The following is a 22,755-nucleotide window of genomic DNA, read 5'->3' on the forward strand; positions in this document are numbered from 1 at the left end:
ATGGCCGTTCAAATTTTAGTCAATCTAGGTTTAGCTATATTCTGGTTATTTGTTACAGGTAGCTATACCTTTAATAACTTTATACTAGGATATTTATTCGCCCTTCTTTTAGTTTATGTAATGCGTGGCGTATTGCCTGGAAGATTTTATGTAATAACAGTATATAAAATTATCAAACTATTCCTTGTCTTTTTAATAGAATTAGTTAAAGCCAATATCGATGTCATTCGAATCGTTATTAAACCAACTATGAATAATGAACCAGCTTTCTTTACGTATCACACAGATTTAAAGAAAGATTGGCAGATTGCATTGTTATCAAACCTCATCACTTTGACACCTGGTACCATTGTTTTAGGCGTGAGTGATGATCGTACAAAGATTTATATTCATAGCATCGATTTTAGTACAAAAGAAGAAGAAGTTGAGAGTATCAAATCTTCCCTTGAAAAAGTGGTTAGAGAGGTAGGAGAACATTAATGAACTATAATATTATTTTAATCATTGCATTAGTCATCGTTGCGTTATCAATGCTAGGCATGTTAGTTCGTGTAATTATCGGCCCTTCTCTCGCCGACAGGGTAGTTGCACTCGATGCCATGGGGATACAATTAATGGCTATTGTCGCTTTATTTAGTATATTCTTAGGTACAAAATATATGATGGTAGCTATACTCTTAATTGGAATACTCGCATTCTTAGGTACCGCAGTATTTGCAAAATATATGGATAAAGGTAAGGTGATTGAGCATGATAACGATGATCGTCATTAGTATTGCACTTATCTTAGTGATACTCGGTTCATTAATTAGTGCCCTCGCTGCAATTGGTATCTTACGTTTAGATGATGTTTACGCACGTGCACATGCCGCAGGTAAAGCAGCTACCTTAGGCTCTATGCTATTAATAAGTGGCGTCTTCCTTTATTTTATCGGTCGTGAAGGTTACGTAAATATGCAGCTTATTATTGGAATATTATTCATTCTAATTACAGGACCTTTAGCCAGTCATCTTATTATTAAATCTGCATATAATTTGAATACATCTGCTTCAAAAAGAACGAAGCACGATGAAATCAAACAAGATATGAAAGACACTAAACTATAAATTATGAAAACGACTAAATCCTGAAATAATGGGTTTAGTCGTTTTTTATTTATGAAAGGCAATTATTGTCTTTATTATGATATTCCTTACCTAAAACAAACATTTTGTGATTAATGATTTGCTTAATTCTATTAAAGTTAATTGTCAGTTGTGTGATTTCATGATATATTAAATCGTAATTATTACGTTTTAAAAGGAGTGACACTGACATGTCTTCATGGACCATTATTGGTGGTGGTATTCAAGCAGTAACCATTGCACTTAAATTAAAATCTTTAGGTTTAAAGACCTCACAACTAACAATTATAGACCCACACCCGAGTTTATGTGACCAGTTTAATAATTATACAGAAAGGATTGAGATGCCCTATTTAAGATCACCATGCGTGCATCATGTGCATCCTAACCCTTTTCATTTAAATCAATTTGCGAAAAAACAACAGTTCACGCATGCATCTTATGGTCCATATAAACGACCCAATCGTGATATGTTTATGCAGCATACACATGAGTTAATTCATCGGTATGATTTAAATGCTAGTCATATTCAAGGTAAAGCCACTCAAATTAAACATGAACATTCAACATGGCATGTTCAATATAATGACCGCCATTGGGTACAATCTACACATGTAATCGTTGCATTCGGTTGTAATCACCAACCCTACATTCCTGAAATGTTTGATCAACAACCTGATGTATCACATATTTTTGATAACCCTCAATACACACATGCTTCTCATGTTGTGGGTAGTGGTATCTCAGCAGCACATTTAACTTTGAAATCACTCAATAAGCAACCGCATGCACAAATACATCTATGGACAAACAAGCCTTTTGAAGTCCATGATTTTGATGCAGATACAGGATGGTTAGGTCCTAAAAATATGAATCATTTTAAAAATTTACATTCAAACGAACATCGTTATGCCTTATTGAAAAAAGAACGTCATAAAGGGTCGATGCCAAAAGAACTTGAATTAAGACTTAAAAAACATATCAAACAAGGTCGTTTAACACACCACATCAATACATTAGTTGATATCAAACAACATCACCTTATCACCGAACAATATTGCATGCCCTATGACCATATCTTACTCGCTACAGGCTTTAAAGATAATATTATGCAGCAACCGCTCATCGAACAATTAGTACATCAATATCAAGCACCTGTTTCTTCCTGTGGTTTACCATCAATTACACCATCTTTAGAATGGTTACCTAATTTATATGTAAGTGGTGGCTTAGCCGATTTAGAATTAGGTCCCTTTGCACGCAATATTATGGGTGGCCGAGAAGCAGCATTGCGTATTACCGAATCGTTAAAAGGTAAAGCAATCATGTCATCGTATGCAATTTAACTGTTAACACTTTACTCATTATGCAAATACAAAAGGCGCTCATCGAAATTTGATTCGATCAGCGCCTTTTAAATTATATTTAGTTTTTACGTGGTTTAATTGCAACGGTGCCACGCATGACACAAATTAATCTATCCGTATCATCTGTAATATCAATATTCCAAACTTGTGTTGTGTTTCCTTCATGGATAATTGTTGCTGTGGCGTAAATTGTACCATGTGTCGTTGAACCAATATGATTTCCATTCATTTCTAAACCTAGTGGCACAAACTTTTCAGTATCAATAAGATAAGCCGCTCCCATAGAACAAGCTGTCTCACCAAGCGCTAAACTCGCGCCACCATGCAAATAACCAAAAGGTTGTTTCACATCATCTGTAACCGGCATAGACATAATCATCAATCCGTGTTCTTGCTTTTCAACTTTCATTTGTAATGCATCTAGCATATTCCCCATGGTCAAAAACACCTCATTTGCTTCTTTTTACTATTATAGTATCATTGCCGCAATTGTACCAAAGATAATCAATGGAATATTATAAAAAACAAAGTTAGGTATACATGTGTCTCTAATATGATCGTGTTGTCCATCTATATCCAAACCTGCAGTTGGACCAAGCGTTGAATCACTTGCTGGTGAACCAGAGTCACCTAAAGCACTTGCCGTACCAATCAATGCAATCAATGCCATAGTGCTTAATCCAAGCGACTCGCCTAATGGCACAAACAGTGTTGCAATGATAGGAATCGTTGCAAATGATGATCCTATACCTAAAGTGACAATTAAACCAATAATATACATAACAATAATACTTAATAATTTATTGTCACCAACAATATCACTTAAACTGTTCACTAACTTGCTAATATCACCCGTTTCATTCATCACACCTGCAAATCCATTTGCAGACAGAATTACAACACCTATAAATGACATGATTTTGATACCATCAACAAACTGTTTGTCTAATTCAGTCCACTTATATGCACGAGAAATGAAGAATACTAACACCCCTGCTAACGCACCAAAAATCATAGAGTCTGTAAGTAATTGCACAATAAAAGTAGCAATAATTGAAACAATTGTTACGATTAACACATACGGTTTAATGGCAATTTGCTCATTTTCTTTAATTGTTTCGTGTTGTGAATATTTTCTAGGTTTTCTGTAATAAATGATACCCGCAATAAGGCCAACAATATAGCCTAATGATGGAATAAGCATCGCTTTCCAAATCATTCCCATTTCTATTGGATGATCCGCTTTCGTAAAACCATTTTGAATGATTTGATGAAAAATTTGTCCAAATCCAAATGGTAGTAAAACATATGGCCAACATAAACCAAAGCCAATGATAATTGCAATTTGTCTTCTATCAATATTGAGTTCATTAAACAAACTAATTAATGGCGGAATTACAATTGGTATAAATGCAATATGTACAGGGATTATATTTTGGCTCATGATACTCATTGCAAGTAAGGCAATGATAACAATAACTTTCACTTTTACACGTGACATTTTACTATTTTCAGCATGAATGCCATCAATAATTTTATTCACTAAGTAGTCTGTGATACCACTATATGAAATTAACGCTGCAAAACCTCCAAGTAATGCATAACTCAATGCAACCTCTGCACCATCTACTATATTTTTTCCAAATACGGATACGATTTCAGATACGCTCATACCTGCAATCAATCCACCTACGAGCGCACTAATAAATAAACTAATGACTACGTTTAATCTACATAAACATAGAATAATCATTAATACGACTGCTATTACAACTGCATTTATCACTTAACATAACTCCTTTATCACGTTATCGAACTAAAGCATCTTGAGCCTTATAATATCAATAAGCTCAGTACTTGTCAATCGCATTTCTAGGATTACTTGACCTTTTCTAAAAATTATTTATTATCAATTATAGTTTTAAATGCCAACTAAAAAAGGAGTGGGACAGAAACTTACTTTTCTAAAAAAGTTTCGTTGTCCCACCCCGACAAGGATGACTAGAATTGAAAGGTTTACCTGAGCTGAAGTTCATGTATAAATCTCACTAACTTAATGAATTAAGCAGTGAGACTTTACATTTTTAATTCCATCAGCTACTGCCTATACAATTCTAAAGCTTAGGTTATTATTTATGTCCCAGGGTCTTTCAAGGTCATATAGTCAAAATACTTTGCTATTTTTGGCTACGTAACCATTGCACAATAGTTGGAATTAAATAACCTGTTGGTCCTTTGGGTCCTCTATATGTCGATTTATTCGTTGTCGCCGGACCAGCAATATCAAAGTGTAAATGCGGTGTTTCACCTGCAAAATGGTTAATAAATGTTGCCGCAAATAGTGCCTTACCATGACCGTTAGTGTGATTGACAAGATCTGCGACTTCACTCTTACGAATGAGTGATCTTTCTGTAGAAGTCATAGGTAATTCAAATACAAATTCATCTTTAGCACTAGCTATTTTAAGTAAAGCACTTAAGTATTGTTGTGCTTGATGATTAAATACTGCTGCTTTGTCTTCACCTAATGCCGCGACCGCTGCTCCTGTTAAGGTTGCAAAGTCCAATATGACTTTCGGTTGAAATTGATTTGCATAAAATACTGCATCTCCAAGTACTAAACGTCCTTCTGCATCTGTATTTAACACTTCAACAGATTCACCGCTTAATGCTGTATAGACATCGTCTGGTTTCATTGCAGCTTCGTTGACCATATTTTCTGCTGCGGCAATCACACCTACGATATTAATTTTAAGTTCTAATCTGTGCGCCGCTTCTATCATTGCAATGACATTTGCAGAACCACACATGTCATATTTCATGGTTTGCATACCTACTTTAGGTTTGATTGAATAGCCGCCTGAATCGTATGTTATACCTTTCCCTACTAATGCAATTGGTGCTGCTTCAGTGTCATCGCCATTATAAGTTAGCGTAATAACTCTAGGTCCATTTGCCGATCCTTTTCCTACTGCATGTATTAAACCAAACCCCTCTTCTTGAAGTTTATCACTGTCTTTGATATCTACTGCTACTTGTGTTCCTTTGAAATGACTTTGAATCAATTCTGCATAGTATTGTGGTGTTAAAATATTTGGTGGCATATTGCTATAATCTCTAGCTAAATTGATAGCATTACCAATTGCTTGACCTTGTTCTATTGGCGTTAGTATATCTTCTGATTCTATCATATGAAGATCTAGATTAATTTTATAAGGTGCTGACTTGTCTGTTTTATAACTATCAAATTGATAAACGGATTGCTCACTTTGTTGTCCTAATATTTCAGCCACTGTATGCTTTGAAGTCTCTGGTGTTTGAAAAGTGTCGAAAAGCATAGATGCTTGACGCACACGTTCACTTTTTAAATATTGGAAAAGTTGGCCAAAGACTTTCAGCATATTAGTATATGTTGTTGTTTTTATATTACCTAAACCAACTGTAATTAATTTATATAATTTTTGCTCTACATTTAACATCGTTGTAGCAATCGTACCAACATTACTATTGATGATTTGAAGTTGTTTCAGCGTTTTTAATTGTTCATTAACTGCAACATTATCGATAAGTACTTCATCGAGTTGATTTAAGTGTTCTGGCACACCAATGATTACAACATCATGCGCTAATTCACTTGTATGTTTAATATTTGCTTTCATCATTTTCTCCACTTCCTCAATCTAATTATAGTTGTTACACTCTTTCTTTAATTATACCATTGAAAATGAAGTACATAGGCCGATTTATATATAGAAAGGCTAGGACAAATAAATTGTCCTAGCCTCTCTCTAATTTCCTATATCTTCATTAATAATTCAATATAGTTAATTTATATTATTTTAGAATTTACCTTTTTTAAATGCTAAGCCGATACCGCCAAGTTTGAATACAGCACGTGTATCGATAACTTTTTTCATGAATGCAGCTTTTTTACCTTGAATGTCTTTACCATAAACGACACCAACACCATCATGCGCACCTAATGAACATACAGTACCACGATCAACATATTCAAATTCAGTTGTTGGTTGACCTTCTAAAACATGTTTAATGTTTTTAGCTGTGTGCTCACCTTGTTGCATAGCGATTTGTGCAGTTGTTGGTAATGGACGTTCTTCACCAGCTGGGATAAATGCAGAGCAGTCACCAATTACAAAGATATCGTCATAACCTTCAATAGTTAAATCTTGTTTAGTAACAATACGTCCACGTTTAACGCCTTCAAATGATGTTTCCATTAATTGACTACCGCGAACACCAGCAGCCCATACAGCTGTATTAGCTTCTAATTGTTGTTCTTGGTCGTTCACTTTAACTACGAAACCTTTTTCATTAGCTGCAACGATTGGTGTACCAATTTTAAATTCTACACCTTTATCTTCTAAGTAGCTTACAGCGTGATTTACTAATTCGTCAGAGAACATTGGTAACATTTTTGGTGCTGCTTCTACACAAGTGATTTTCACTTTGCTTTGTTCTACACCATATTTATTACATAATTCTGGAATACGATCTGTTAATTCACCTAAGAATTCAACACCAGTAAATCCAGCACCACCAACGATGATTGCTAAATCTTTGTCATCTTTTTGTTTAGATGATGCATAGTTAGCAAATTTATCTTCGATGTGACGAGATAATCTACGAGCAGTTAATACGTTTTCAATTTGGAAAGCGTGTTCTTTCATACCTTTAATACCAAATGTTTCACTTTCAAAACCTAATGCAACAACTAAGATATCAAAGTCAAAAATACCAGCATCTGTTTCTACTTTTTTGGCGTTGCGGTCGATTTTAGTAACTTCTGCTTTTACAAAGTTAACTTTATCTTTGTTTACAACACTTTCTACTGGATATAGTAAATCTTCATAGCTAATCGTACCTGCTGAAGCTTCATGTAACCATGTTGCTTCATAGTGGTAATCATTTTTATTAATTAATGTAATCTCAGCTTCATCTGCTGAAATTTGCTTTTGTAATTTTGTAATAGTTTGTAATCCAGCGTAACCAGCGCCTAAAACTAATACTTTTTTACGATCTTGAGCCATTTCATTCACCTAAGCTTTCATAATTTTTTTGTTGCGATAGTCTTTTTCTTTACCCAATTTGCGCTTTAGTAATTCACAAAAAAGACATTTTTCATCCAGTACTAATTTTATAGTTTTTACTGTTGTTTTTCAAGCGCTAACAAGTATATTGTTTATTATTTCACATAAACCTTAAAAAGACTATAATTTACACTTATATTTGTGTACATTATAGTCTCTAAAATAAATTAATCTATATTAGCAGTCTTCTGGTGTTCCCGCTTCTTTTGCAGTTCTGAATGAACTACCACAACCACATGATGCAATCGCATTTGGATTGTCGATTTGGAAACCGCCACCCATTAATGATTGTTTAAAATCAATCGTTGTACCATTTAGTACAGGTTTGTCATATTTATCTACTAACACTTTCAAACCATAAAATTCAATGACTTCATCATTTTCTCCAGGTGTTTCTTCAGCTGACATCCCATAAGTTAAACCCGTACAACCGCCACCGTTCACTTTAACTTTTAAATATCCTTCAGGCATTCCATTTTGTTGTAACATATCTTTAACTTCATAAGCTGCTGACTCTGTCATATCAATAACTGCCATTCTCATTACCTCCTAAAAAATCCATGTTTCTTCTATATGTGCGTATATTTTTTGTAGTAAGTCATCGGGCGATTCACCTTCAACGATATCACCATTCACCAACGCATACAACCCGCTGGAACATATGCCACAATTTTGTAAACAACCATACTCTAGCACATCTATACCAGGGTCATTTTCAAGTTGATTATAGACATAATCTCCACCTCTCGCTAAATTCGAAACGCAGAACTCAACTATTGGATTCATATTACACCCTCTCAAAATTTATTAGTCTAATGATTATAACAAACATGCAATACCGATATCTACATACTAGCTTATTTTATAGGCTTTTTTAATATTCTAAAAATTATTTTGCTATTACAATAAGTTATGTGTTGTACCACATCGTGCCTTCGATTAGTTTATGCCTAACAATAATATTTACTTATATTAAGTATTTGTATTTTCAAATTAGAATGCGTCAACTTTATTTGTAGTAGTAAACAAAAAGGCATATAATAAATATAAGCAACTGATTATAAAAAATTGTCATATCGATGTTGGACAAAAGATAAAATCACTCATTTACAGGAGATATCTTACATTGACAGGGGTTATCGTAATTACAATTCGTTTGATTTCATCATTGTAATTTACAAGCTTCACACAATTTTTACTAGAGGGGTATTATATAATGAAAAACTTAGTATTATTAGGCGGCGGATATGGAAATATGCGTATTATGTCACATATTTTACCATCTGCATTACCTGACAATTATTCAATTACATTAATTGATCGAATGCCTTATCACGGATTAAAGCCTGAATTTTATGAATTGGCGGCGGGGACAAAATCTGATAAAGACGTTCGTATGGCCTTTCCTGATTCAGATAGAATCAATAATGTCTTTGGAGAAATTACAGACATCAATTTAGATGATCAAATCATATCCGTTGGAAATAGCAAAGTGGATTATGATGAACTCGTCATCGGACTTGGCTGTGAGGACAAATATCATAACGTACCTGGTGCAGAAGAATATACGCATAGTATTCAAACACTTTCCAAATCACGTGAGACATTCCATCATATTAGCGAATTACCAAATGGTGCTAAAGTTGGCATTGTTGGTGCTGGATTAAGTGGTATCGAATTGGCAAGTGAACTGCGTGAAAGTAGAAGCGACTTGCAAATTTATCTTTATGATAGAGGGGAAAGAATTTTATGTCGATTCCCTGAAAAGCTAAGTCAATATATCGAAAAATGGTTTAAAAAACATGACGTGACTGTTGTACCTAACTCCGATATTAATCGCGTTGAACCTGGTTGCATTTATAATAACGATGTGCCTGAAGAACTCGATTTAATTGTATGGACTGCTGGTATTCAACCTGTCGAATTAGTTAGAAACCTACCTATCGATATAAGCAAAGGTGGACGTGTGATTTTAAACCAATATCACCAAGTACCTACCTATAAAAATGTTTATGTTGTAGGTGACTGTGCTGAGCTCCCACATGCACCAAGTGCTCAATTAGCCGAAGCACAAGGAGATCAAATTGCAGATGTCATGAAATTACAATGGCAGAACAAACCATTACCTGAAAAAATGCCAGAAATTAAAATTCAAGGTTTCCTTGGTTCATTAGGTGATAAAAAAGGTTTCGCATACATCATGGATCGCACTGTTACTGGTCGCTTAGCTTCGATTTTAAAATCAGGTGTACTTTGGATGTATAAATATCATAATGGATAAATTACTTGAAGCACATTTAAAGTAATCATTATAAATATAACAGGAGATTGCTACCTATGTTGGTTGGTAGCAATCTCCTGTTTTTTTAATGGCCATCCATAAATTTCGTAATATCTTTTAATTGTATATATCCATCTGAAACATATTCATCATTCATCGTGATTAATGGATAAAATAATTCATCTTCTTGAATACGTTCAATATATTGTTGGTCATGATCTGATAAGTTTTCTACATCTTTTTCAATATCAATATATGTGAACTCAAATTGCTTTTCTGGATATTTTCTCTTTAATAACGGCTGTAACCAATCATACGTATTACGTGATGTCGGTGCATTCACACAACTTGCACAAACAATATCTGCCCCATAAACAACGACACTGACTTTCTCCATATATATCTTGTCCCCTTTTGTCTTGATTTATAGATTTTTCGCTACATTTCTATTATAATAAAAAAATAAGTAGAAAATGAAATAATTTACTTGAAAGGAGGCATTTCCATGCCAACTGAAAACGTAACAATGTTTGATCAAGTAGCGGAAGTTATTGAAAAATTACGTCCTTTCTTATTACGCGACGGTGGTGACTGTTCGCTTGTAGATGTAGAAGATGGCATTGTTAAATTACAATTACATGGCGCATGTGGTACATGCCCAAGCTCTACAATCACTTTAAAAGCAGGTATCGAACGTGCATTGCATGAAGAAGTACCTGGTGTTATCGAAGTAGAACAAGTATTCTAAGCCAACGATTAAATATATAAATTAAAAAATTCCTTTCTTCTCTGCACAGAATATGTGCTTTGAATGAAAGGAATTTTTTATTTGAGCTTTTATTATTTTTCGTGCATATGTTTGTCGATACGCTCAGTGATATACACCCAGCCTTTCCAACCAATATGCACTGCATCACTAACAACATATGGCTCATAATCTTTATCAGTCATGTTGTATGTGTGACCACCATTATCGACAATTGTTTTATCAATTTTATTGTAAATTTTTTGACGTCTTTCTTTGTGAATGCCAATGTGGTCATACCATTTTCCATTAGAAGGTAAGATAATATATTCCACATCTGCGCCACCTTCACGTAACGTGTCTACAAGTAATTTCAAATCATCAAATTCAGGTGAATTTTGTCTAAATTCATAGTTTCGATTGATTTTACGCTTATGCTGCTTGATTAAATCCCAATAATCATCTCTAATACCAAATTGATTTGTCTTTGTATGTGCTTCACCATATGATTCAGCCTGTGTCATCATACTTTGCCATGAATCATTTTTACGTATAATTGGCTCGACGTGTGATACAGGTGAAGTTCTTAAAGGATATACTGACTTCATCGCTTCAATTTTTTTCAACTGACTATCTTGGAAATTAGAAAGGTATTGTTGGTCCTGTTGTATATGTCCTGCTGCAACCTTTTCTAAATATGGTCTATTCTCAACGTCCTTGAAATGTAACAACCGTTTCGCATAACGTTGTTTCAACTCGGGACTTAACTGCTTTTGATTAAAAAGTTGATTCAATTGTGCCTTTGAAATTCGTGCTTTAAAATTATCGTGCGTCAATCCATGTTTTGTAAACCACTGTGGTGAAACAATAAAGGCCATCTTTTTGCCTTTTAAATTTCCATATTGCGAACCAAGTTCCACGGCATTGACTAAGTCCGTTGAACCGCCCGTACCTATTAAAAATGGTTGCTTACTAACTCCTTTACGACCATTTAATAATAAGGCTGGGTTAAATGGGTCATCTTTTTCAAGTTCACTAGAGCCATATATTGGATAATAAGCATTGGATTGATACATTTTATCTTGTATCAAAGTACCTTTAAGTACTTGGTCGGTCAACGCAATGCGTTGCGTAGCTACAGTCTTAGAATTAACTAGACCAGAAAACCAACTTGCCGGCATTACTAGAAAAACACCAAATAATAACAGACTTACAATTATGGGTATAAACGGTTTCAATTTCATCGTAATTCTTCTAATACCGCAACAATCTTATTAGGTGTCGCCCATTCATCTCTGTCAAAATCCATAATTGATACTTCGATGTCTAATTTATTTTGAATTTCTAGTAAAAGGCCAACTGTTTGGAATGAATCAATGATACCTTCTTCAAAAAGCTCTACATCAGGGTTCTCTTTTACGACATTATTTTCGGCAACTTCAGCTAATAAATTTAATACTTCATCTCTAAATTCCATAATAATTCCTCCTCATTTTTAAAACAGTTTTCCTGAGAATATAAGAAAACCAAACGTCACAAAATGGAATGTAACAATAATACTTAATGCTGTTGTAAATTGATTAGACCATTTCGGTGGATGACTCTTGCGCCATTTTTCATAGTAGCCATAACCAATAAATAAGACTGCATGATATAAACCATACAAAATATAATAAACTTCAATGCCATGCCAAATACCCATAATTAAAAAGTTTAATGAAAAGGCAATGTTAGACATTGTAAATTGGTTTTTTAACAGACGTTTTTTCGACATAAAGAATAATGATCTCATGTAGATACAGTCTCTAAACCAGAATGATAGTGACATATGCCATCTATTCCAGAAATCTTTAATATTTTTAGCTTTAAATGGTTGTTTAAAGTTCTGTGGTGTTTGTATGCCATATAAATAACTAAATGCCATTGCAAATAAAGAATAACCTGCAAAGTCAAAGAATAAATATAAACTATATGCATACATGTAAAGCCACTTAGTTGTAAAACCAGTAAAATCTAGTAATAAAGGATTAATCGCATAGACTTGAATCAAATACGCAATAATATACTTATATAAGAAACCAAGCATAATATAATGTATTGCTTTATGTAATAAAGCTTGATAATTGTCACTCGTCGGTATTTTACCTTCATCTTTAACAAAGCGTTTATAACGATCGATTGGACCAGATGAAATGGTTGGAAAGAAAGAGATAAACTGGAATACTTTCCCTACTTTAACTTCTTTTATTGAGCCATCTCTGATTTCCATCAATAGCTGTACACTCTTGAACGTAACATATGAAATACCTAAAAATCCGATGAATTCAATCACTTTATTTTCATGAAGCTTTAATTGCGCTGTGCCAAACCATGAACTTTGCATCACTTTAACTACAACCAATGGCAAGATTGATAAGACAATCACGGTTGCAAATTTACTAAATGAATTGTTTTTAGCACGTGACTTCCAATAAAACATAATAATGGCAACTTGCCATAACAGATAAAGTACAAAATTTATAAATTGAACACTTAAATAAGGTTGTCCAAATAAATTGTGTTTATCTGAAGAAAATATAAGCACAATCATAATTGCTGTACTGATACCATTATAAATACGACTGCGCTTACCAGCTAATCCTAATATAATAACTGGTATTAAGACGATGAATGCAATGAGGAAAAACGTAAATGTGCCATATGGAATCATGCTAATACATCCTCTGCAATCTGTTTGCGATCCAATTTACCATTAGCTGTTAAAGGAAATTGTGCTCTAAAAATTATCTTTCTTGGTATCATGTATTCAGGCATCGTTTGTTTCAATGCTTGTTTAATATCATGGATTACTGACTGTTCTTCATCCATATCTAGTGGTTCATTTAATACAACGACACCTTGTAATTGTGTTACTTTATTGTCCTTATATACTGGTACTACAATTGCTTCTTTAATGATATCAACTTGGCGCATTTGAAATTCAATTTCTTCTAACTCCATACGATAACCGTTCAGTTTGACTTGGAAGTCAATTCTACCAGTAATAAACCATTGTCCATCTTCATACACAGCTTTATCACCAGTGTAATAATGTTTTTGCTGATTTACTGTTTTAAACACAGCTTCAGATCTAACTTCGTCTTTAACGTAACCTTCGCTGACACATTTCCCAGCAATAACTAACTCGTCATTATCAGCTAACGACAGTGTCGTACCTGGTCTCGGCACGCCAATAGGTAAAGGATTAAAGCGTGCAAGTACATCTTCTGTTATTTGGATGCTCGTCACTGCAACTGTTGCTTCAGTTGGGCCATACGTATTATAGATATAAGCCGATGGAAAGCGTTGTAGTAACATTTTTGCTGTTCTATGTGCTAATATTTCACCACAGAAGAAAAATTCTTTCAAATTACTATAGCTTGCTTCTGCTAAGTTAGGTAACATGAGGCACATTTCCATAAATGAAGGTGTCGATACCCAGACATTAATTTTTGCTTCTTCTAACATTTGATTTAATAGTTTAGGTTTATTAATCATTGTCTTATCTACTAAATGCAATGTACCCGCTGTTGCTAAACATGGATATATAGACATTACAGATAAATCAAATGAGAATGGTGCTTGGTTTAGCCACTGTTGATGGTCTCCAAGTTGATTCAATGACACCATCCACTCTGTAAATTCATTCAAGCTTTCATAACGAATTTGTACACCTTTAGGTTCTCCTGTTGAACCAGAAGTGAAAATCGTATATGCAATATCGTCAGCCTTCATTTGTGCATCGAATTCAGTTATTAGCGTGTCTCGATTAAATACTGATGTATCTAGTACTTCACAATCATTAAATTCCATTTGTGTTTCAGTTGTATTCAATATAAAACTTGGTTCTATTTTACCTATAATAGAGTGGATGCGCTCTTCAGGAATAGAAGTATCTATGGGAACATAACCACAACCAGCTTTAATACTTGCAATCATCCCTACTATCATAAATGGTGACATATGACCATATACTATAAGCGGACTTTGTGCATCTTTAATTACCTCTGCAAGTGTGTTTGCATATTGATTTAATTGTCGATATGTGATGGTGTCTTCATTATGTTTAATAGCAATTTGTTCAGGACAATTGCGTTCATTTTCATTTAATGAATATAAAATATCTGTCATAATTTTCTCCTCAATCAAAATTCATTATAAATAAAGTTATTATGCGTGTCTCCAGAGCCGTATATTAAATACAGTGCTATAAAAATAGCAAGATACAATAAAGTTAATAACCATGGTTTGATTTTTTGGTAAGTTGTTTTTTGCTCCATTTCTTTACGCATCTTCCACCTCTTCATTTAATTTATTTATTATACTATTATGTTGTTATTGCATAATTATATTTTTGGTTGTAGTGAGATTTACACTAATTTAACAATTTACCAACTTATTATACATTTTTTAGGTTGGTGTGACAATCGAATAAAGTATTTTATATATAACAAAAATGTTAGTTCGTTTTAAAAAATAAAGTTTTCAAAACACAATTTTTGGCAATATGCAATTATCCACTGTTTTACTATTTACCAGTGTTATATCGTTATTTAGTTTTAAACAACACACTATAGCAACATAAAAAACAACAGTGAAATAAAACTTTCAACTGTTGCTTTTCTGTTTTAATTAGAAATTTATCATATGCGTTTGTAAAGTTTTTGTAAAAATAAATAGCTTTATTTCACTAATTGGACATAATTGGTGTTTTCGGTTGTTCATCCTTGAATACTCGTAAAATATTATCCACACAAAGTTGAATCATACGATTTCTTGTCGTCACCGAAGCACTTCCTATATGAGGAACAATGACTACATTTGGTAACGACAACAATGGATGTGACATATCAACCGGTTCTTCACGTAAGACATCTAACCCACATGCAGCAATCTGTCCATCTTGCAATGCTTGCACAAGTGCTTGTTCATCGACAACTGCACCTCGACCGATATTAATGAAGATAGCATCATTTTTCATTTTTTCAAATGCTTGTGCATTAAACTTATCCTTTGTATCATCAGTAAGCGGCGCTGTACAAATGACAAAATCACTTTGTTTTAACAATGTATCAAACGGAACATAAAGCGCACCCAGTGCTTCTTCGGCGTCTTTATGTCGCGTACGATTGTGATACATAATATTTGTGTTAAAGCCCTTTAGACGTCGCGCAAATGCCTTGCCTATTTCACCCATACCATAAATACCAACATTGGCATTGTTCAAGTCTTTACCGGCAAATAAATACGGACCCCAACTTTGCCATTCACCATTTTGCACATATTTTTCTGCTTCTACAATACGGCGTGCGACCGTCAACATGAGTGTAAACCCAAGTTCGGCTGTAGTTTCTGTTAAGACACCTGGTGTATTTGTAGCAATAATGCCATGGCGTTTCATTAAGTTAACGTCTATATTGTCATACCCTACTGCCATATTTGCGATGATCTTAAGATTTGGCGCCTTTGCGATGACTTCATCATCTATTGTTTCACTTAAAGTTATAAAACAAGCAGTTGCATCTTGGATTGCCTCTAAAAATTGCTCCCTAGGCATAGGCTCAAGTGATTCATCCCACATTTCAACTTGTGCTACTGATTCTAACTGTGCTACAAATTGTTGTGGAATTTTTCTAGTAATGACAACCTTTTCCATCCAATCACTCCTATTGTTCAAGTTCTTTGATTACTTCGTTTAAATCTTTAAATGTATGTGTAGGTGGGACTGACTTCTGTTCTATTTCTTCTTTCGTCGTCACACCCGTTTGAACATGGATTGTGTCAATATCCACATTGATTCCTGACATAATATCAGTATCGTATAAATCGCCGACCATTGCTACCTCTGATCGCTCTAATCCTAGAATATCTAACGCTTTATTCATGATGATAGGCTCAGGCTTCCCAATAAACACAGGTTGTACGCCTGTAGATACAGAAACTACGCTCGTAATAGCCCCATTCCCTGGTAAAAAGCCACGTTCTTTAAGTATCGATACATCTTGATTCGTTGAGATAAATTTAGCACCTTGTCGCACGCCTAACGTTGCGATAGCTAATTTTTCATAAGTAACCGCTTCATCCAATCCAATAACAACATAATCAACGAACTCATCATTTTTTAGTTCTAAACCATGCGAAGTTAGTGCATTTTTTAAACCACTACCACCAAGCATAAATACACTTGCACCCGGTGATGCTTGTGAAATAAATTCAGCCGTTGCCATTGCTGATGTCACCACTTCATTAGGTTGTGCAGAAATACCCATTTCCTTTAATTTCAACACAACTTCTTCGGGTTCTTTTGTGGAATTATTCGTTACATATAAATGAGGGATTTGATGTTGGTTTAAATATTCGATAAACTGTGCAGCACCATCAATCTCTTTGGTACCTTTATACATTGTGCCATCTAAATCAATCAGATAAGCTTTATAATTTTTCATAATGACTTATTCTCCTTTTTTACCAAAAGCTGTAATTGGAACATTTTCATTTTCCAAAAATTGTATCACTTCTTCAATATATGTTTGATAATAAGGCAATGCCTCATCAAACAAAGGCAGCAATGCTTGTGTATCTAATTCATCATAATAATGTACAAATTGCTTTCTTACATCAACCGTTTGATTAATGTGGTCTTGCGTTTCTTTGGAGATTACTTTTTCTAAAGCCATGATATCAATAACATCTTTGTAGTTGCCTGGATCTCTCAAGATAAATGCATCAATAATCATGTTGCCAATATCTACTGAAGATTCTATCAGCATGTGTGCAACACGCTCGAATGCATAATGATTATTTTTTGCTTGAGGATAATCATGGATTAATTGTTGTAAATAATTTAATTTTGTATTCAACTGTGTTTTATTAACAAAATACATTTGCGTCACTCCTATCGTTTTCATCATACCATACCTTTGCAGTCAAATTCATTTATGGTTATACTATAAATTAAGACTTTTTAGGCTTCTAATATATAGCCTGATTTAATATGTTTCATACGATTTCACAAGTCAGGAGTGTTTTAAATATGATAGATATGTATCTATATGACGATGATGAATCTGCCCAAGTACAATTTGTGGGTTTTGTAGGTGAACATAGCCGTTATGATTTAATGCTTTTTCAAACAGACCGTCATTTTGGCAAAACCATTGTCCTAAATATGCAAACCAACAAATTTGGCATTATTGGTACTGACGATTTGGAAGAAGATGGTTATGTTGCACATATTCTTGGTGTTAACGAAGAAGAAGGCAACGAAATATGGGAATATCTTAATGAAGTCATTCAATAATAAGCATATAAAAAACAAACCAAAAGCAAGTTCGATATAAAACTCATTGTTTATATCCTACTTTGCTTTTGGTTTATTTTGTTTAAAATCTATTATGCTCATATTTTTGTCTACCTTCGACTAGACACACTAAGCATGCTCTAGGTTAATCATTGTTTTTCAGATTGTTGAATACTAGGTTGAATTTTGACATCTTGTAATTTGTTCTCTTCGAAGTCAACGTCGTTATCTTCATCATCGTGTGTATCCACCTGTGACTTAATTTCATCGTCACTTAATCGTCTTAGAATAAAATATGGACAACCAAAATTACAGTATTCTAATAAATAGTCTTGAATCGTTGAAAATCGTTTGCTTAATTCCGCCTTCTTATTGCTATCTTTGTAAAAGCCTTTTAATCTCAACTGATCGTATCCAAAGTCTCCGACGATAAAATCGTATTTATCTAAGATGTCTGAATATCGATTTGCAAATGTTTCTTCATCAAAACATGCTCTATGTTCTTCTATTATTTCAAAATAATGTTCGTTAACTTTTATCATCTTTTCACCTAATCTAATTTGTTATTGCACTTGCTGATTCATGATTTGACCATTGTTAATAGTACTTATTCATGAAATGTCCACTCCAATAACTTTCATATCTTATTTCTACTAATTGTAATAAAGACTTAGTCCATAAGTCATACGCTACGTTGCTTCGCAATCGTTATAACTGAACTAAGTCTTCTACACTTACTTTATTTATTTAAATCGGCACCAATTTCAGTTCCCAGTTTTTCTTCACCAATACGGTGTCTTTCTTTAGCTGCCTCATTTACTTGCTCGTCTGCATGGTAAGAACTTCTTACAAGTGGACCAGCTTGGCAATGCTTGAATCCTTTGTCCATTGCTACTTTTCTTAATTTACCAAATTCTAATGGTGTATAGTATTTCTCAACTTTCAAGTGTTTACGTGATGGTTGTAAATATTGACCAATTGTTAATATGTCAACATCGTTGGCACGAAGATCATCCATTGTTTCATAAATCTCTTCATGTGTTTCACCTAAACCAACCATTAAACTTGATTTTGTAGGAATGTCTGGTTGTAATTCTTTAGAACGTCTTAAGAACTCTAACGTACGATCATAAGTTGCTCTAGCACGAACTCTCGGTGTCAAACGGCGGACTGTTTCGATGTTATGGTTTAAAATGTCTGGTTTAGAAGCCATTAATGTTTCTAATGCATCGTAATCTCCACCCATATCGGAAGGTAAAATTTCGATAGAAGTGAATGGATTACGCTCACGTACTTTACGCACTGTTTCAGCGTAAACATTTGATCCCGCATCTCTTAAATCATCACGAGCAACCGCTGTAATAACAACGTGTTTAAGGTTCATTAATTCTACAGATTCCGCCACGCGTTCTGGTTCATCTAAATCTAATTCGTTAGGTAAGCCTGTTTTAACAGCACAGAATCTACAAGCACGCGTACAAACCGCGCCTAGAATCATAAACGTCGCTGTACGACGCTCTCCCCAACATTCATGTATATTTGGACACTTTGCTTCTTCGCAAACTGTGTGTAAGTTCTTTTCGCGCATCATTTTCTTAAGACCAGTGTAGTTTTCGTTAGTGTTCAGCTTTATTTTCAACCAATCTGGTTTACGTAAAATTTCTTCATTTTTAGTAGCCATAACCGCACAATCCTCCTGATTTGAAATCTCTATCTATTATAACGAAATTTTACCTAAATTTAAACGTATTAATACTATATTTTAATATTCTAGTAGTTTTTCCTTAAAAATATCTCTTAAAAATTCGGGCATAAGATAGTCGATAGCATGCTCTTTTAACGTCGGGAAATATCTGCCGAACGTATACATATCAACCGTCCCCAATATATACGTTTGATCATCTTCAATCTCTTCGCCATTAATAAAATAGCGTGATTCTGATTCAATGAAACCAAGGTTATAGAGAATATAACCTCCGAAAATGTCACCTCTAAAACCTAACCCCTGTGCATGTTCATCAATATATTCTTGCTTTTGACTTTTGATAATAACTTGTTTTAATGCTTGCCCACATAGTCGTATACGGACCATATTAATCGGATGTGGTAGCATTTGGTGAATATCATATTCCGTTACACAGTCTGCGTCGATGCCTTTCACAATTAATCCTGCATTAATAATCGAACAATCTGCGTTCGTAAATTCAAAGACGCTTTCCGCCAACATATACGCTGTTTCCGAAATCATATTTGTCCTTCTCGGTAGACGAATAGGATGATCAATAACTGCATCGCTTAACAATGTCTTGCCTTCCGCTTCATAGTGGGTCTCGACTTCTGGCAATGTGTCAACTGGATATATTGTTGCCGATTTACCTACAACTGTATGATTTTCAATATCTAGTGTCACTTCACCTAGAAAATTGCCATATTTGCCAGCTGCTGCCATCAATACGCCATTTTGCATTACTCCATTTTCAAAATAATGGTGTGTATGACTACCAAGTATTAAATCAATCTCTGGGATTTCTTGACACAACTTTTCATCAAAAAAAACACCTACATGACTCATCACAATCAAAACATCAAATTCACCTGCATGCGCACTGATTTCATCTTTAATCGCCTCAAGCGGATCTGTCACAACCCAATCCAAAGCTCTATAAAAAGGAGTAAATGGTGCTGTTGCTGCTACAAACAATATGCGTGTATCTTCAATGACTTTAATGATAGATGGCACAATATTTCTCGGTAATTGTCCTTGTTCATCAAATACATTAGCACAAGTAACATCAAATGTTGCATGGTCATACAATGTATTTAATGCATCGTGAGAAATTGTCATACCTTCATTATTACCGATTGTCGCTATGTCACAGTCGCTTTCATTAAGTAACGTCACATTCTTCAAACCCATCGTCGCTTCTGTCACTGGTGCGGATAAGTCTACATGATCGCCGATATCCAAATAGAGTGAGGGATGTTGTAACTTCGGTCTCTCTTGTGCAAGATATTTTGTGATACGTGCATATTCATGGAGATGACTGTGTATATCATTTGTATGATAGATTGTTAATTTCATTTATACTTCCCCACCCTTTATGTTATAAAAATGATTTAATAATTAAATATACACCCATAGCTAACATGACTGTTCTAAGTAGCGTTACAACAGTATCTGATTTAACGGATTGATTGACTTTAACGCCTATTTTCGCGCCAATATAACTTGCGATAATTAATACGATGGCGTATAACCAAGCAACATGTCCTTGCACAATATGTCCAGCTGAACTCATTAAACTTGAAAAGAAAATCATCATCATACTTGTTCCAACTGCAACATGCGGTGGAAATCTAAATACAATCAGCATTAATGGTGTCATCAAGGCACCACCACCAATACCAAATAAGCCGGTTAAAACGCCAATAAACAATGTTGCAATGAATGCAACGACTGGTGGCACATGATAGTGATGCGTTTTACCATGTCCGTCTACATAGGTTCTTTCATATTTAGGCTTTTCGAATATTTTCAACGGTTTAATCTTATTGCGAACCATGAGTATAATCGCAACAACAATCAAAAAAATACCAAAGTATAAATTAAAAGATTCTAACGTTAAATAACGACTTAATATAGAACCTATTAATGAACCGGGCAACAATCCAAATAAAAAGATTGAACCGTTTTTGACATCAACTTGCTTGGTTTTTAAATAGCCCATGGTTGATGATAAACCAGTTACAATTAATATAACTGAAGACGTACCAATTGCAATTTGTGGCGTAATGCCATGGAGTAAGTCATTGTCAACTCCAAGAAATACTAACGTTGGAACGATAATAATGCCGCCACCAATACCAACTAATGAGCCTATAATCGCCGATAGGCCACCAATTAAAACCAGTAATATAATTGTTAACATATTTATCGCTCCTAAAATAATTTCAATTGCTGTGGCGCTAGACCTTCGTATTCAATATCCAACAATCGCTGATATGTCTTAGCATTTTCCGCGGCATGACCACCAGAATTGTTGTTAAAGACAACATATATATTTTTAGCTTTTTGTTCTAACAACTTTACTTTATTAGATAAATCTTTTAATTCGTGTTCACTATAGTCATATAAATATCTGACATCTCGCCAGGCTTCATCCGTCAGGTCTTTTTTAGTCCATCCATGCACATTCCTGCCATGGTAACGTACAAATGCTGTTTCATGAGTGATGCGATTAATCAGTGGTATCGATCCTTGCCCAGCTTGTGGCTCATCACACACTGCATGAATAAGTTGTTGATGCGTTAAAAAGGCTAACGTATCTTCTTTGCGTTCAGCATTAAACCATGACTGATTTCTAAATTCAATACATACTGGATAATCTTTCAATTGTTCACGTACATAGAGAATATAGCTAACATTTTTCGTATTACAATCAAACCACGGTGGAAATTGCACTAAGACCATCGCGAGTTTACCTTCTGCCTTTAATGGTTGTATCATTGCTTTAAATTGTTCAAATAATGCCTGCCTTGTATCGGTATAATCTTTATAATCTGCGTGTAGTGTGAGTGCTTGATGTATTTTGACGATAAATTGAAATCGTTCTGGTGTTTCTTTTATCCATTTATTTATATTTCTTTCAGGCTGAATCGCGTAATAAGATGCGTCAAGCTCAACGATTGGAAAGTGACTTGCATAAGTGACAAGTTTATCTGTCTTTCGTTGTAAGTCTTGGTATAACCTCTCGTGATCTCCCCAACCTGTTAGTCCAATGTTAATCATA

General features: G+C 34.3%; 27 protein-coding genes. 7 read left to right on the top strand and 20 right to left on the bottom strand.

Annotation, left to right across the window (positions count from 1 at the left end):
* The 4 genes from mnhE1 to ACSULM_RS04940 all read left to right on the top strand — a co-directional run bounded on the left by mnhE1 (position 1) and on the right by ACSULM_RS04940 (position 2,471).
* Positions 1-480: a Na+/H+ antiporter Mnh1 subunit E gene (gene mnhE1, locus ACSULM_RS04925; protein WP_436855270.1), complete on the top strand. Its 480-nt coding sequence runs from the start codon at positions 1-3 to the stop codon at positions 478-480.
* Positions 480-773, top strand: a complete 294-nt coding sequence (locus ACSULM_RS04930) for a Na(+)/H(+) antiporter subunit F1 (RefSeq protein ID WP_436855269.1) — start codon at positions 480-482, stop codon at positions 771-773. The genes mnhE1 and ACSULM_RS04930 overlap by 1 nt, the downstream gene beginning before the upstream one ends.
* Positions 751-1,107 (top strand): Na+/H+ antiporter subunit G1, encoded by a 357-nt coding sequence (locus ACSULM_RS04935; RefSeq protein ID WP_436861029.1) that lies wholly within the window; start codon positions 751-753, stop codon positions 1,105-1,107. Before ACSULM_RS04930 ends, ACSULM_RS04935 begins: the two co-directional genes overlap by 23 nt.
* A 209-nt stretch (positions 1,108-1,316) precedes the next feature.
* Positions 1,317-2,471, top strand: coding sequence for an NAD(P)-binding domain-containing protein (locus ACSULM_RS04940; RefSeq protein ID WP_436861030.1), 1,155 nt, complete (start codon positions 1,317-1,319; stop codon positions 2,469-2,471).
* Between the two features lie 79 nt (positions 2,472-2,550).
* Here the strand turns inward: ACSULM_RS04940 and ACSULM_RS04945 are convergent, their stop codons facing one another.
* The 6 genes from ACSULM_RS04945 to ACSULM_RS04970 all read right to left on the bottom strand — a co-directional run bounded on the left by ACSULM_RS04945 (position 2,551) and on the right by ACSULM_RS04970 (position 8,386).
* Positions 2,551-2,928: a PaaI family thioesterase gene (locus tag ACSULM_RS04945; protein WP_436861032.1), complete on the bottom strand. Its 378-nt coding sequence runs from the start codon at positions 2,926-2,928 to the stop codon at positions 2,551-2,553.
* Between the two features lie 33 nt (positions 2,929-2,961).
* A complete protein-coding gene (locus tag ACSULM_RS04950) occupies positions 2,962-4,278 on the bottom strand; it encodes a Na+/H+ antiporter family protein (RefSeq protein WP_436861034.1) in 1,317 nt (438 codons plus the stop codon).
* Between the two features lie 391 nt (positions 4,279-4,669).
* On the bottom strand, positions 4,670-6,151 hold the full coding sequence (locus ACSULM_RS04955; RefSeq protein ID WP_436861093.1) for a M17 family metallopeptidase: 1,482 nt from the start codon (positions 6,149-6,151) through the stop codon (positions 4,670-4,672).
* 180 nt (positions 6,152-6,331) lie between these two features.
* Positions 6,332-7,540, bottom strand: a complete 1,209-nt coding sequence (locus tag ACSULM_RS04960) for an NAD(P)/FAD-dependent oxidoreductase (RefSeq protein ID WP_436861035.1) — start codon at positions 7,538-7,540, stop codon at positions 6,332-6,334.
* 237 nt (positions 7,541-7,777) lie between these two features.
* Entirely contained in the window at positions 7,778-8,137 is a 360-nt protein-coding gene (locus ACSULM_RS04965; RefSeq protein WP_436855263.1) for a HesB/IscA family protein, read from the bottom strand.
* Between the two features lie 12 nt (positions 8,138-8,149).
* Positions 8,150-8,386: a YuzB family protein gene (locus ACSULM_RS04970; protein WP_069994968.1), complete on the bottom strand. Its 237-nt coding sequence runs from the start codon at positions 8,384-8,386 to the stop codon at positions 8,150-8,152.
* 430 nt (positions 8,387-8,816) lie between these two features.
* Here ACSULM_RS04970 and ACSULM_RS04975 point away from each other — a divergent pair, with 430 nt between their 5' ends.
* Positions 8,817-9,881: an NAD(P)/FAD-dependent oxidoreductase gene (locus tag ACSULM_RS04975; RefSeq protein WP_436861037.1), complete on the top strand. Its 1,065-nt coding sequence runs from the start codon at positions 8,817-8,819 to the stop codon at positions 9,879-9,881.
* 85 nt (positions 9,882-9,966) lie between these two features.
* Here the strand turns inward: ACSULM_RS04975 and ACSULM_RS04980 are convergent, their stop codons facing one another.
* On the bottom strand, positions 9,967-10,278 hold the full coding sequence (locus tag ACSULM_RS04980; protein WP_436855261.1) for a YuzD family protein: 312 nt from the start codon (positions 10,276-10,278) through the stop codon (positions 9,967-9,969).
* A 108-nt stretch (positions 10,279-10,386) separates the two neighbouring features.
* Here ACSULM_RS04980 and ACSULM_RS04985 point away from each other — a divergent pair, with 108 nt between their 5' ends.
* Entirely contained in the window at positions 10,387-10,629 is a 243-nt protein-coding gene (locus tag ACSULM_RS04985) for a NifU family protein (protein ID WP_002483816.1), read from the top strand.
* 92 nt (positions 10,630-10,721) lie between these two features.
* On the opposite strand, the gene dltD is transcribed toward ACSULM_RS04985, so the two are convergent.
* From dltD to ACSULM_RS05025, 8 genes are all read right to left on the bottom strand, one after another.
* Entirely contained in the window at positions 10,722-11,870 is a 1,149-nt protein-coding gene (gene dltD / locus ACSULM_RS04990) for a D-alanyl-lipoteichoic acid biosynthesis protein DltD (RefSeq protein ID WP_436861039.1), read from the bottom strand.
* Positions 11,867-12,103, bottom strand: coding sequence for a D-alanine--poly(phosphoribitol) ligase subunit 2 (gene dltC / locus ACSULM_RS04995; protein ID WP_436855258.1), 237 nt, complete (start codon positions 12,101-12,103; stop codon positions 11,867-11,869). Before dltC ends, dltD begins: the two co-directional genes overlap by 4 nt.
* An 18-nt stretch (positions 12,104-12,121) precedes the next feature.
* A complete protein-coding gene (dltB, locus tag ACSULM_RS05000; RefSeq protein WP_436861042.1) occupies positions 12,122-13,336 on the bottom strand; it encodes a D-alanyl-lipoteichoic acid biosynthesis protein DltB in 1,215 nt (404 codons plus the stop codon).
* Positions 13,333-14,796 carry a D-alanine--poly(phosphoribitol) ligase subunit DltA gene (gene dltA / locus ACSULM_RS05005; protein WP_436861044.1) on the bottom strand — a complete coding sequence of 488 codons (1,464 nt, stop codon included), beginning with the start codon at positions 14,794-14,796 and terminating at the stop codon, positions 13,333-13,335. Before dltA ends, dltB begins: the two co-directional genes overlap by 4 nt.
* Before the next feature lie 14 nt (positions 14,797-14,810).
* Positions 14,811-14,957 carry a teichoic acid D-Ala incorporation-associated protein DltX gene (locus tag ACSULM_RS05010; RefSeq protein WP_436855255.1) on the bottom strand — a complete coding sequence of 49 codons (147 nt, stop codon included), beginning with the start codon at positions 14,955-14,957 and terminating at the stop codon, positions 14,811-14,813.
* 398 nt (positions 14,958-15,355) lie between these two features.
* Positions 15,356-16,321 (bottom strand): 2-hydroxyacid dehydrogenase, encoded by a 966-nt coding sequence (locus ACSULM_RS05015; RefSeq protein WP_436861045.1) that lies wholly within the window; start codon positions 16,319-16,321, stop codon positions 15,356-15,358.
* A gap of 10 nt (positions 16,322-16,331) precedes the next feature.
* On the bottom strand, positions 16,332-17,111 hold the full coding sequence (locus ACSULM_RS05020; protein ID WP_436861048.1) for a TIGR01457 family HAD-type hydrolase: 780 nt from the start codon (positions 17,109-17,111) through the stop codon (positions 16,332-16,334).
* Positions 17,112-17,117: 6 nt separating this feature from the next.
* Complete coding sequence (locus ACSULM_RS05025; RefSeq protein ID WP_436861050.1) at positions 17,118-17,549, bottom strand: DUF86 domain-containing protein; 432 nt, start codon at positions 17,547-17,549, stop codon at positions 17,118-17,120.
* Between the two features lie 149 nt (positions 17,550-17,698).
* On the opposite strand from ACSULM_RS05025, the gene ACSULM_RS05030 reads away from it, so the two are divergent.
* A complete protein-coding gene (locus ACSULM_RS05030) occupies positions 17,699-17,965 on the top strand; it encodes a DUF3055 domain-containing protein (RefSeq protein WP_436861052.1) in 267 nt (88 codons plus the stop codon).
* Positions 17,966-18,114: 149 nt separating this feature from the next.
* On the opposite strand, the gene ACSULM_RS05035 is transcribed toward ACSULM_RS05030, so the two are convergent.
* The 5 genes from ACSULM_RS05035 to ACSULM_RS05055 form a co-directional block, all read right to left on the bottom strand.
* Entirely contained in the window at positions 18,115-18,507 is a 393-nt protein-coding gene (locus ACSULM_RS05035) for a YutD family protein (protein ID WP_436861054.1), read from the bottom strand.
* Between the two features lie 197 nt (positions 18,508-18,704).
* Positions 18,705-19,646 carry a lipoyl synthase gene (lipA, locus tag ACSULM_RS05040; RefSeq protein ID WP_436855249.1) on the bottom strand — a complete coding sequence of 314 codons (942 nt, stop codon included), beginning with the start codon at positions 19,644-19,646 and terminating at the stop codon, positions 18,705-18,707.
* A gap of 81 nt (positions 19,647-19,727) precedes the next feature.
* Positions 19,728-21,047 (bottom strand): bifunctional metallophosphatase/5'-nucleotidase, encoded by a 1,320-nt coding sequence (locus ACSULM_RS05045; protein WP_436861056.1) that lies wholly within the window; start codon positions 21,045-21,047, stop codon positions 19,728-19,730.
* A gap of 22 nt (positions 21,048-21,069) precedes the next feature.
* Entirely contained in the window at positions 21,070-21,894 is an 825-nt protein-coding gene (locus ACSULM_RS05050; RefSeq protein ID WP_436861058.1) for a sulfite exporter TauE/SafE family protein, read from the bottom strand.
* A gap of 11 nt (positions 21,895-21,905) precedes the next feature.
* A complete protein-coding gene (locus ACSULM_RS05055) occupies positions 21,906-22,754 on the bottom strand; it encodes a DUF72 domain-containing protein (RefSeq protein WP_436861060.1) in 849 nt (282 codons plus the stop codon).
* Position 22,755 lies beyond the last annotated feature (1 nt).

Origin of the sequence: Staphylococcus caeli (assembly GCF_051413795.1) — a bacterium.
GTDB classification, from domain to species: Bacteria; Bacillota; Bacilli; order Staphylococcales; family Staphylococcaceae; genus Staphylococcus; species Staphylococcus caeli_A.

Bases quoted from the DNA above. Each gene is read 5' to 3' on its own strand.
- ACSULM_RS04960 (WP_436861035.1), bottom strand. From the start codon at position 7,540: ATGGCTCAAGATCGTAAAAAAGTATTAGTTTTAGGCGCTGGTTACGCT.
- ACSULM_RS05050 (WP_436861058.1), bottom strand. From the start codon at position 21,894: ATGTTAACAATTATATTACTGGTTTTAATTGGTGGCCTATCGGCGATT.
- ACSULM_RS04940 (WP_436861030.1), top strand. From the start codon at position 1,317: ATGTCTTCATGGACCATTATTGGTGGTGGTATTCAAGCAGTAACCATT.
- ACSULM_RS05055 (WP_436861060.1), bottom strand. From the start codon at position 22,754: ATGATTAACATTGGACTAACAGGTTGGGGAGATCACGAGAGGTTATAC.
- dltD (WP_436861039.1), bottom strand. From the start codon at position 11,870: ATGAAATTGAAACCGTTTATACCCATAATTGTAAGTCTGTTATTATTT.
- mnhE1 (WP_436855270.1), top strand. From the start codon at position 1: ATGGCCGTTCAAATTTTAGTCAATCTAGGTTTAGCTATATTCTGGTTA.
- ACSULM_RS05030 (WP_436861052.1), top strand. From the start codon at position 17,699: ATGATAGATATGTATCTATATGACGATGATGAATCTGCCCAAGTACAA.
- ACSULM_RS04945 (WP_436861032.1), bottom strand. From the start codon at position 2,928: ATGGGGAATATGCTAGATGCATTACAAATGAAAGTTGAAAAGCAAGAA.
- ACSULM_RS05010 (WP_436855255.1), bottom strand. From the start codon at position 14,957: ATGCGTAAAGAAATGGAGCAAAAAACAACTTACCAAAAAATCAAACCA.
- lipA (WP_436855249.1), bottom strand. From the start codon at position 19,646: ATGGCTACTAAAAATGAAGAAATTTTACGTAAACCAGATTGGTTGAAA.
- ACSULM_RS04985 (WP_002483816.1), top strand. From the start codon at position 10,387: ATGCCAACTGAAAACGTAACAATGTTTGATCAAGTAGCGGAAGTTATT.
- ACSULM_RS04955 (WP_436861093.1), bottom strand. From the start codon at position 6,151: ATGAAAGCAAATATTAAACATACAAGTGAATTAGCGCATGATGTTGTA.
- ACSULM_RS04935 (WP_436861029.1), top strand. From the start codon at position 751: ATGATAACGATGATCGTCATTAGTATTGCACTTATCTTAGTGATACTC.
- ACSULM_RS04980 (WP_436855261.1), bottom strand. From the start codon at position 10,278: ATGGAGAAAGTCAGTGTCGTTGTTTATGGGGCAGATATTGTTTGTGCA.
- ACSULM_RS04970 (WP_069994968.1), bottom strand. From the start codon at position 8,386: ATGAATCCAATAGTTGAGTTCTGCGTTTCGAATTTAGCGAGAGGTGGA.
- ACSULM_RS05035 (WP_436861054.1), bottom strand. From the start codon at position 18,507: ATGATAAAAGTTAACGAACATTATTTTGAAATAATAGAAGAACATAGA.
- ACSULM_RS04930 (WP_436855269.1), top strand. From the start codon at position 480: ATGAACTATAATATTATTTTAATCATTGCATTAGTCATCGTTGCGTTA.
- dltC (WP_436855258.1), bottom strand. From the start codon at position 12,103: ATGGAATTTAGAGATGAAGTATTAAATTTATTAGCTGAAGTTGCCGAA.
- dltA (WP_436861044.1), bottom strand. From the start codon at position 14,796: ATGACAGATATTTTATATTCATTAAATGAAAATGAACGCAATTGTCCT.
- ACSULM_RS04975 (WP_436861037.1), top strand. From the start codon at position 8,817: ATGAAAAACTTAGTATTATTAGGCGGCGGATATGGAAATATGCGTATT.
- ACSULM_RS05045 (WP_436861056.1), bottom strand. From the start codon at position 21,047: ATGAAATTAACAATCTATCATACAAATGATATACACAGTCATCTCCAT.
- ACSULM_RS05020 (WP_436861048.1), bottom strand. From the start codon at position 17,111: ATGAAAAATTATAAAGCTTATCTGATTGATTTAGATGGCACAATGTAT.
- ACSULM_RS04965 (WP_436855263.1), bottom strand. From the start codon at position 8,137: ATGGCAGTTATTGATATGACAGAGTCAGCAGCTTATGAAGTTAAAGAT.
- ACSULM_RS05025 (WP_436861050.1), bottom strand. From the start codon at position 17,549: ATGTATTTTGTTAATAAAACACAGTTGAATACAAAATTAAATTATTTA.
- ACSULM_RS05015 (WP_436861045.1), bottom strand. From the start codon at position 16,321: ATGGAAAAGGTTGTCATTACTAGAAAAATTCCACAACAATTTGTAGCA.
- dltB (WP_436861042.1), bottom strand. From the start codon at position 13,336: ATGATTCCATATGGCACATTTACGTTTTTCCTCATTGCATTCATCGTC.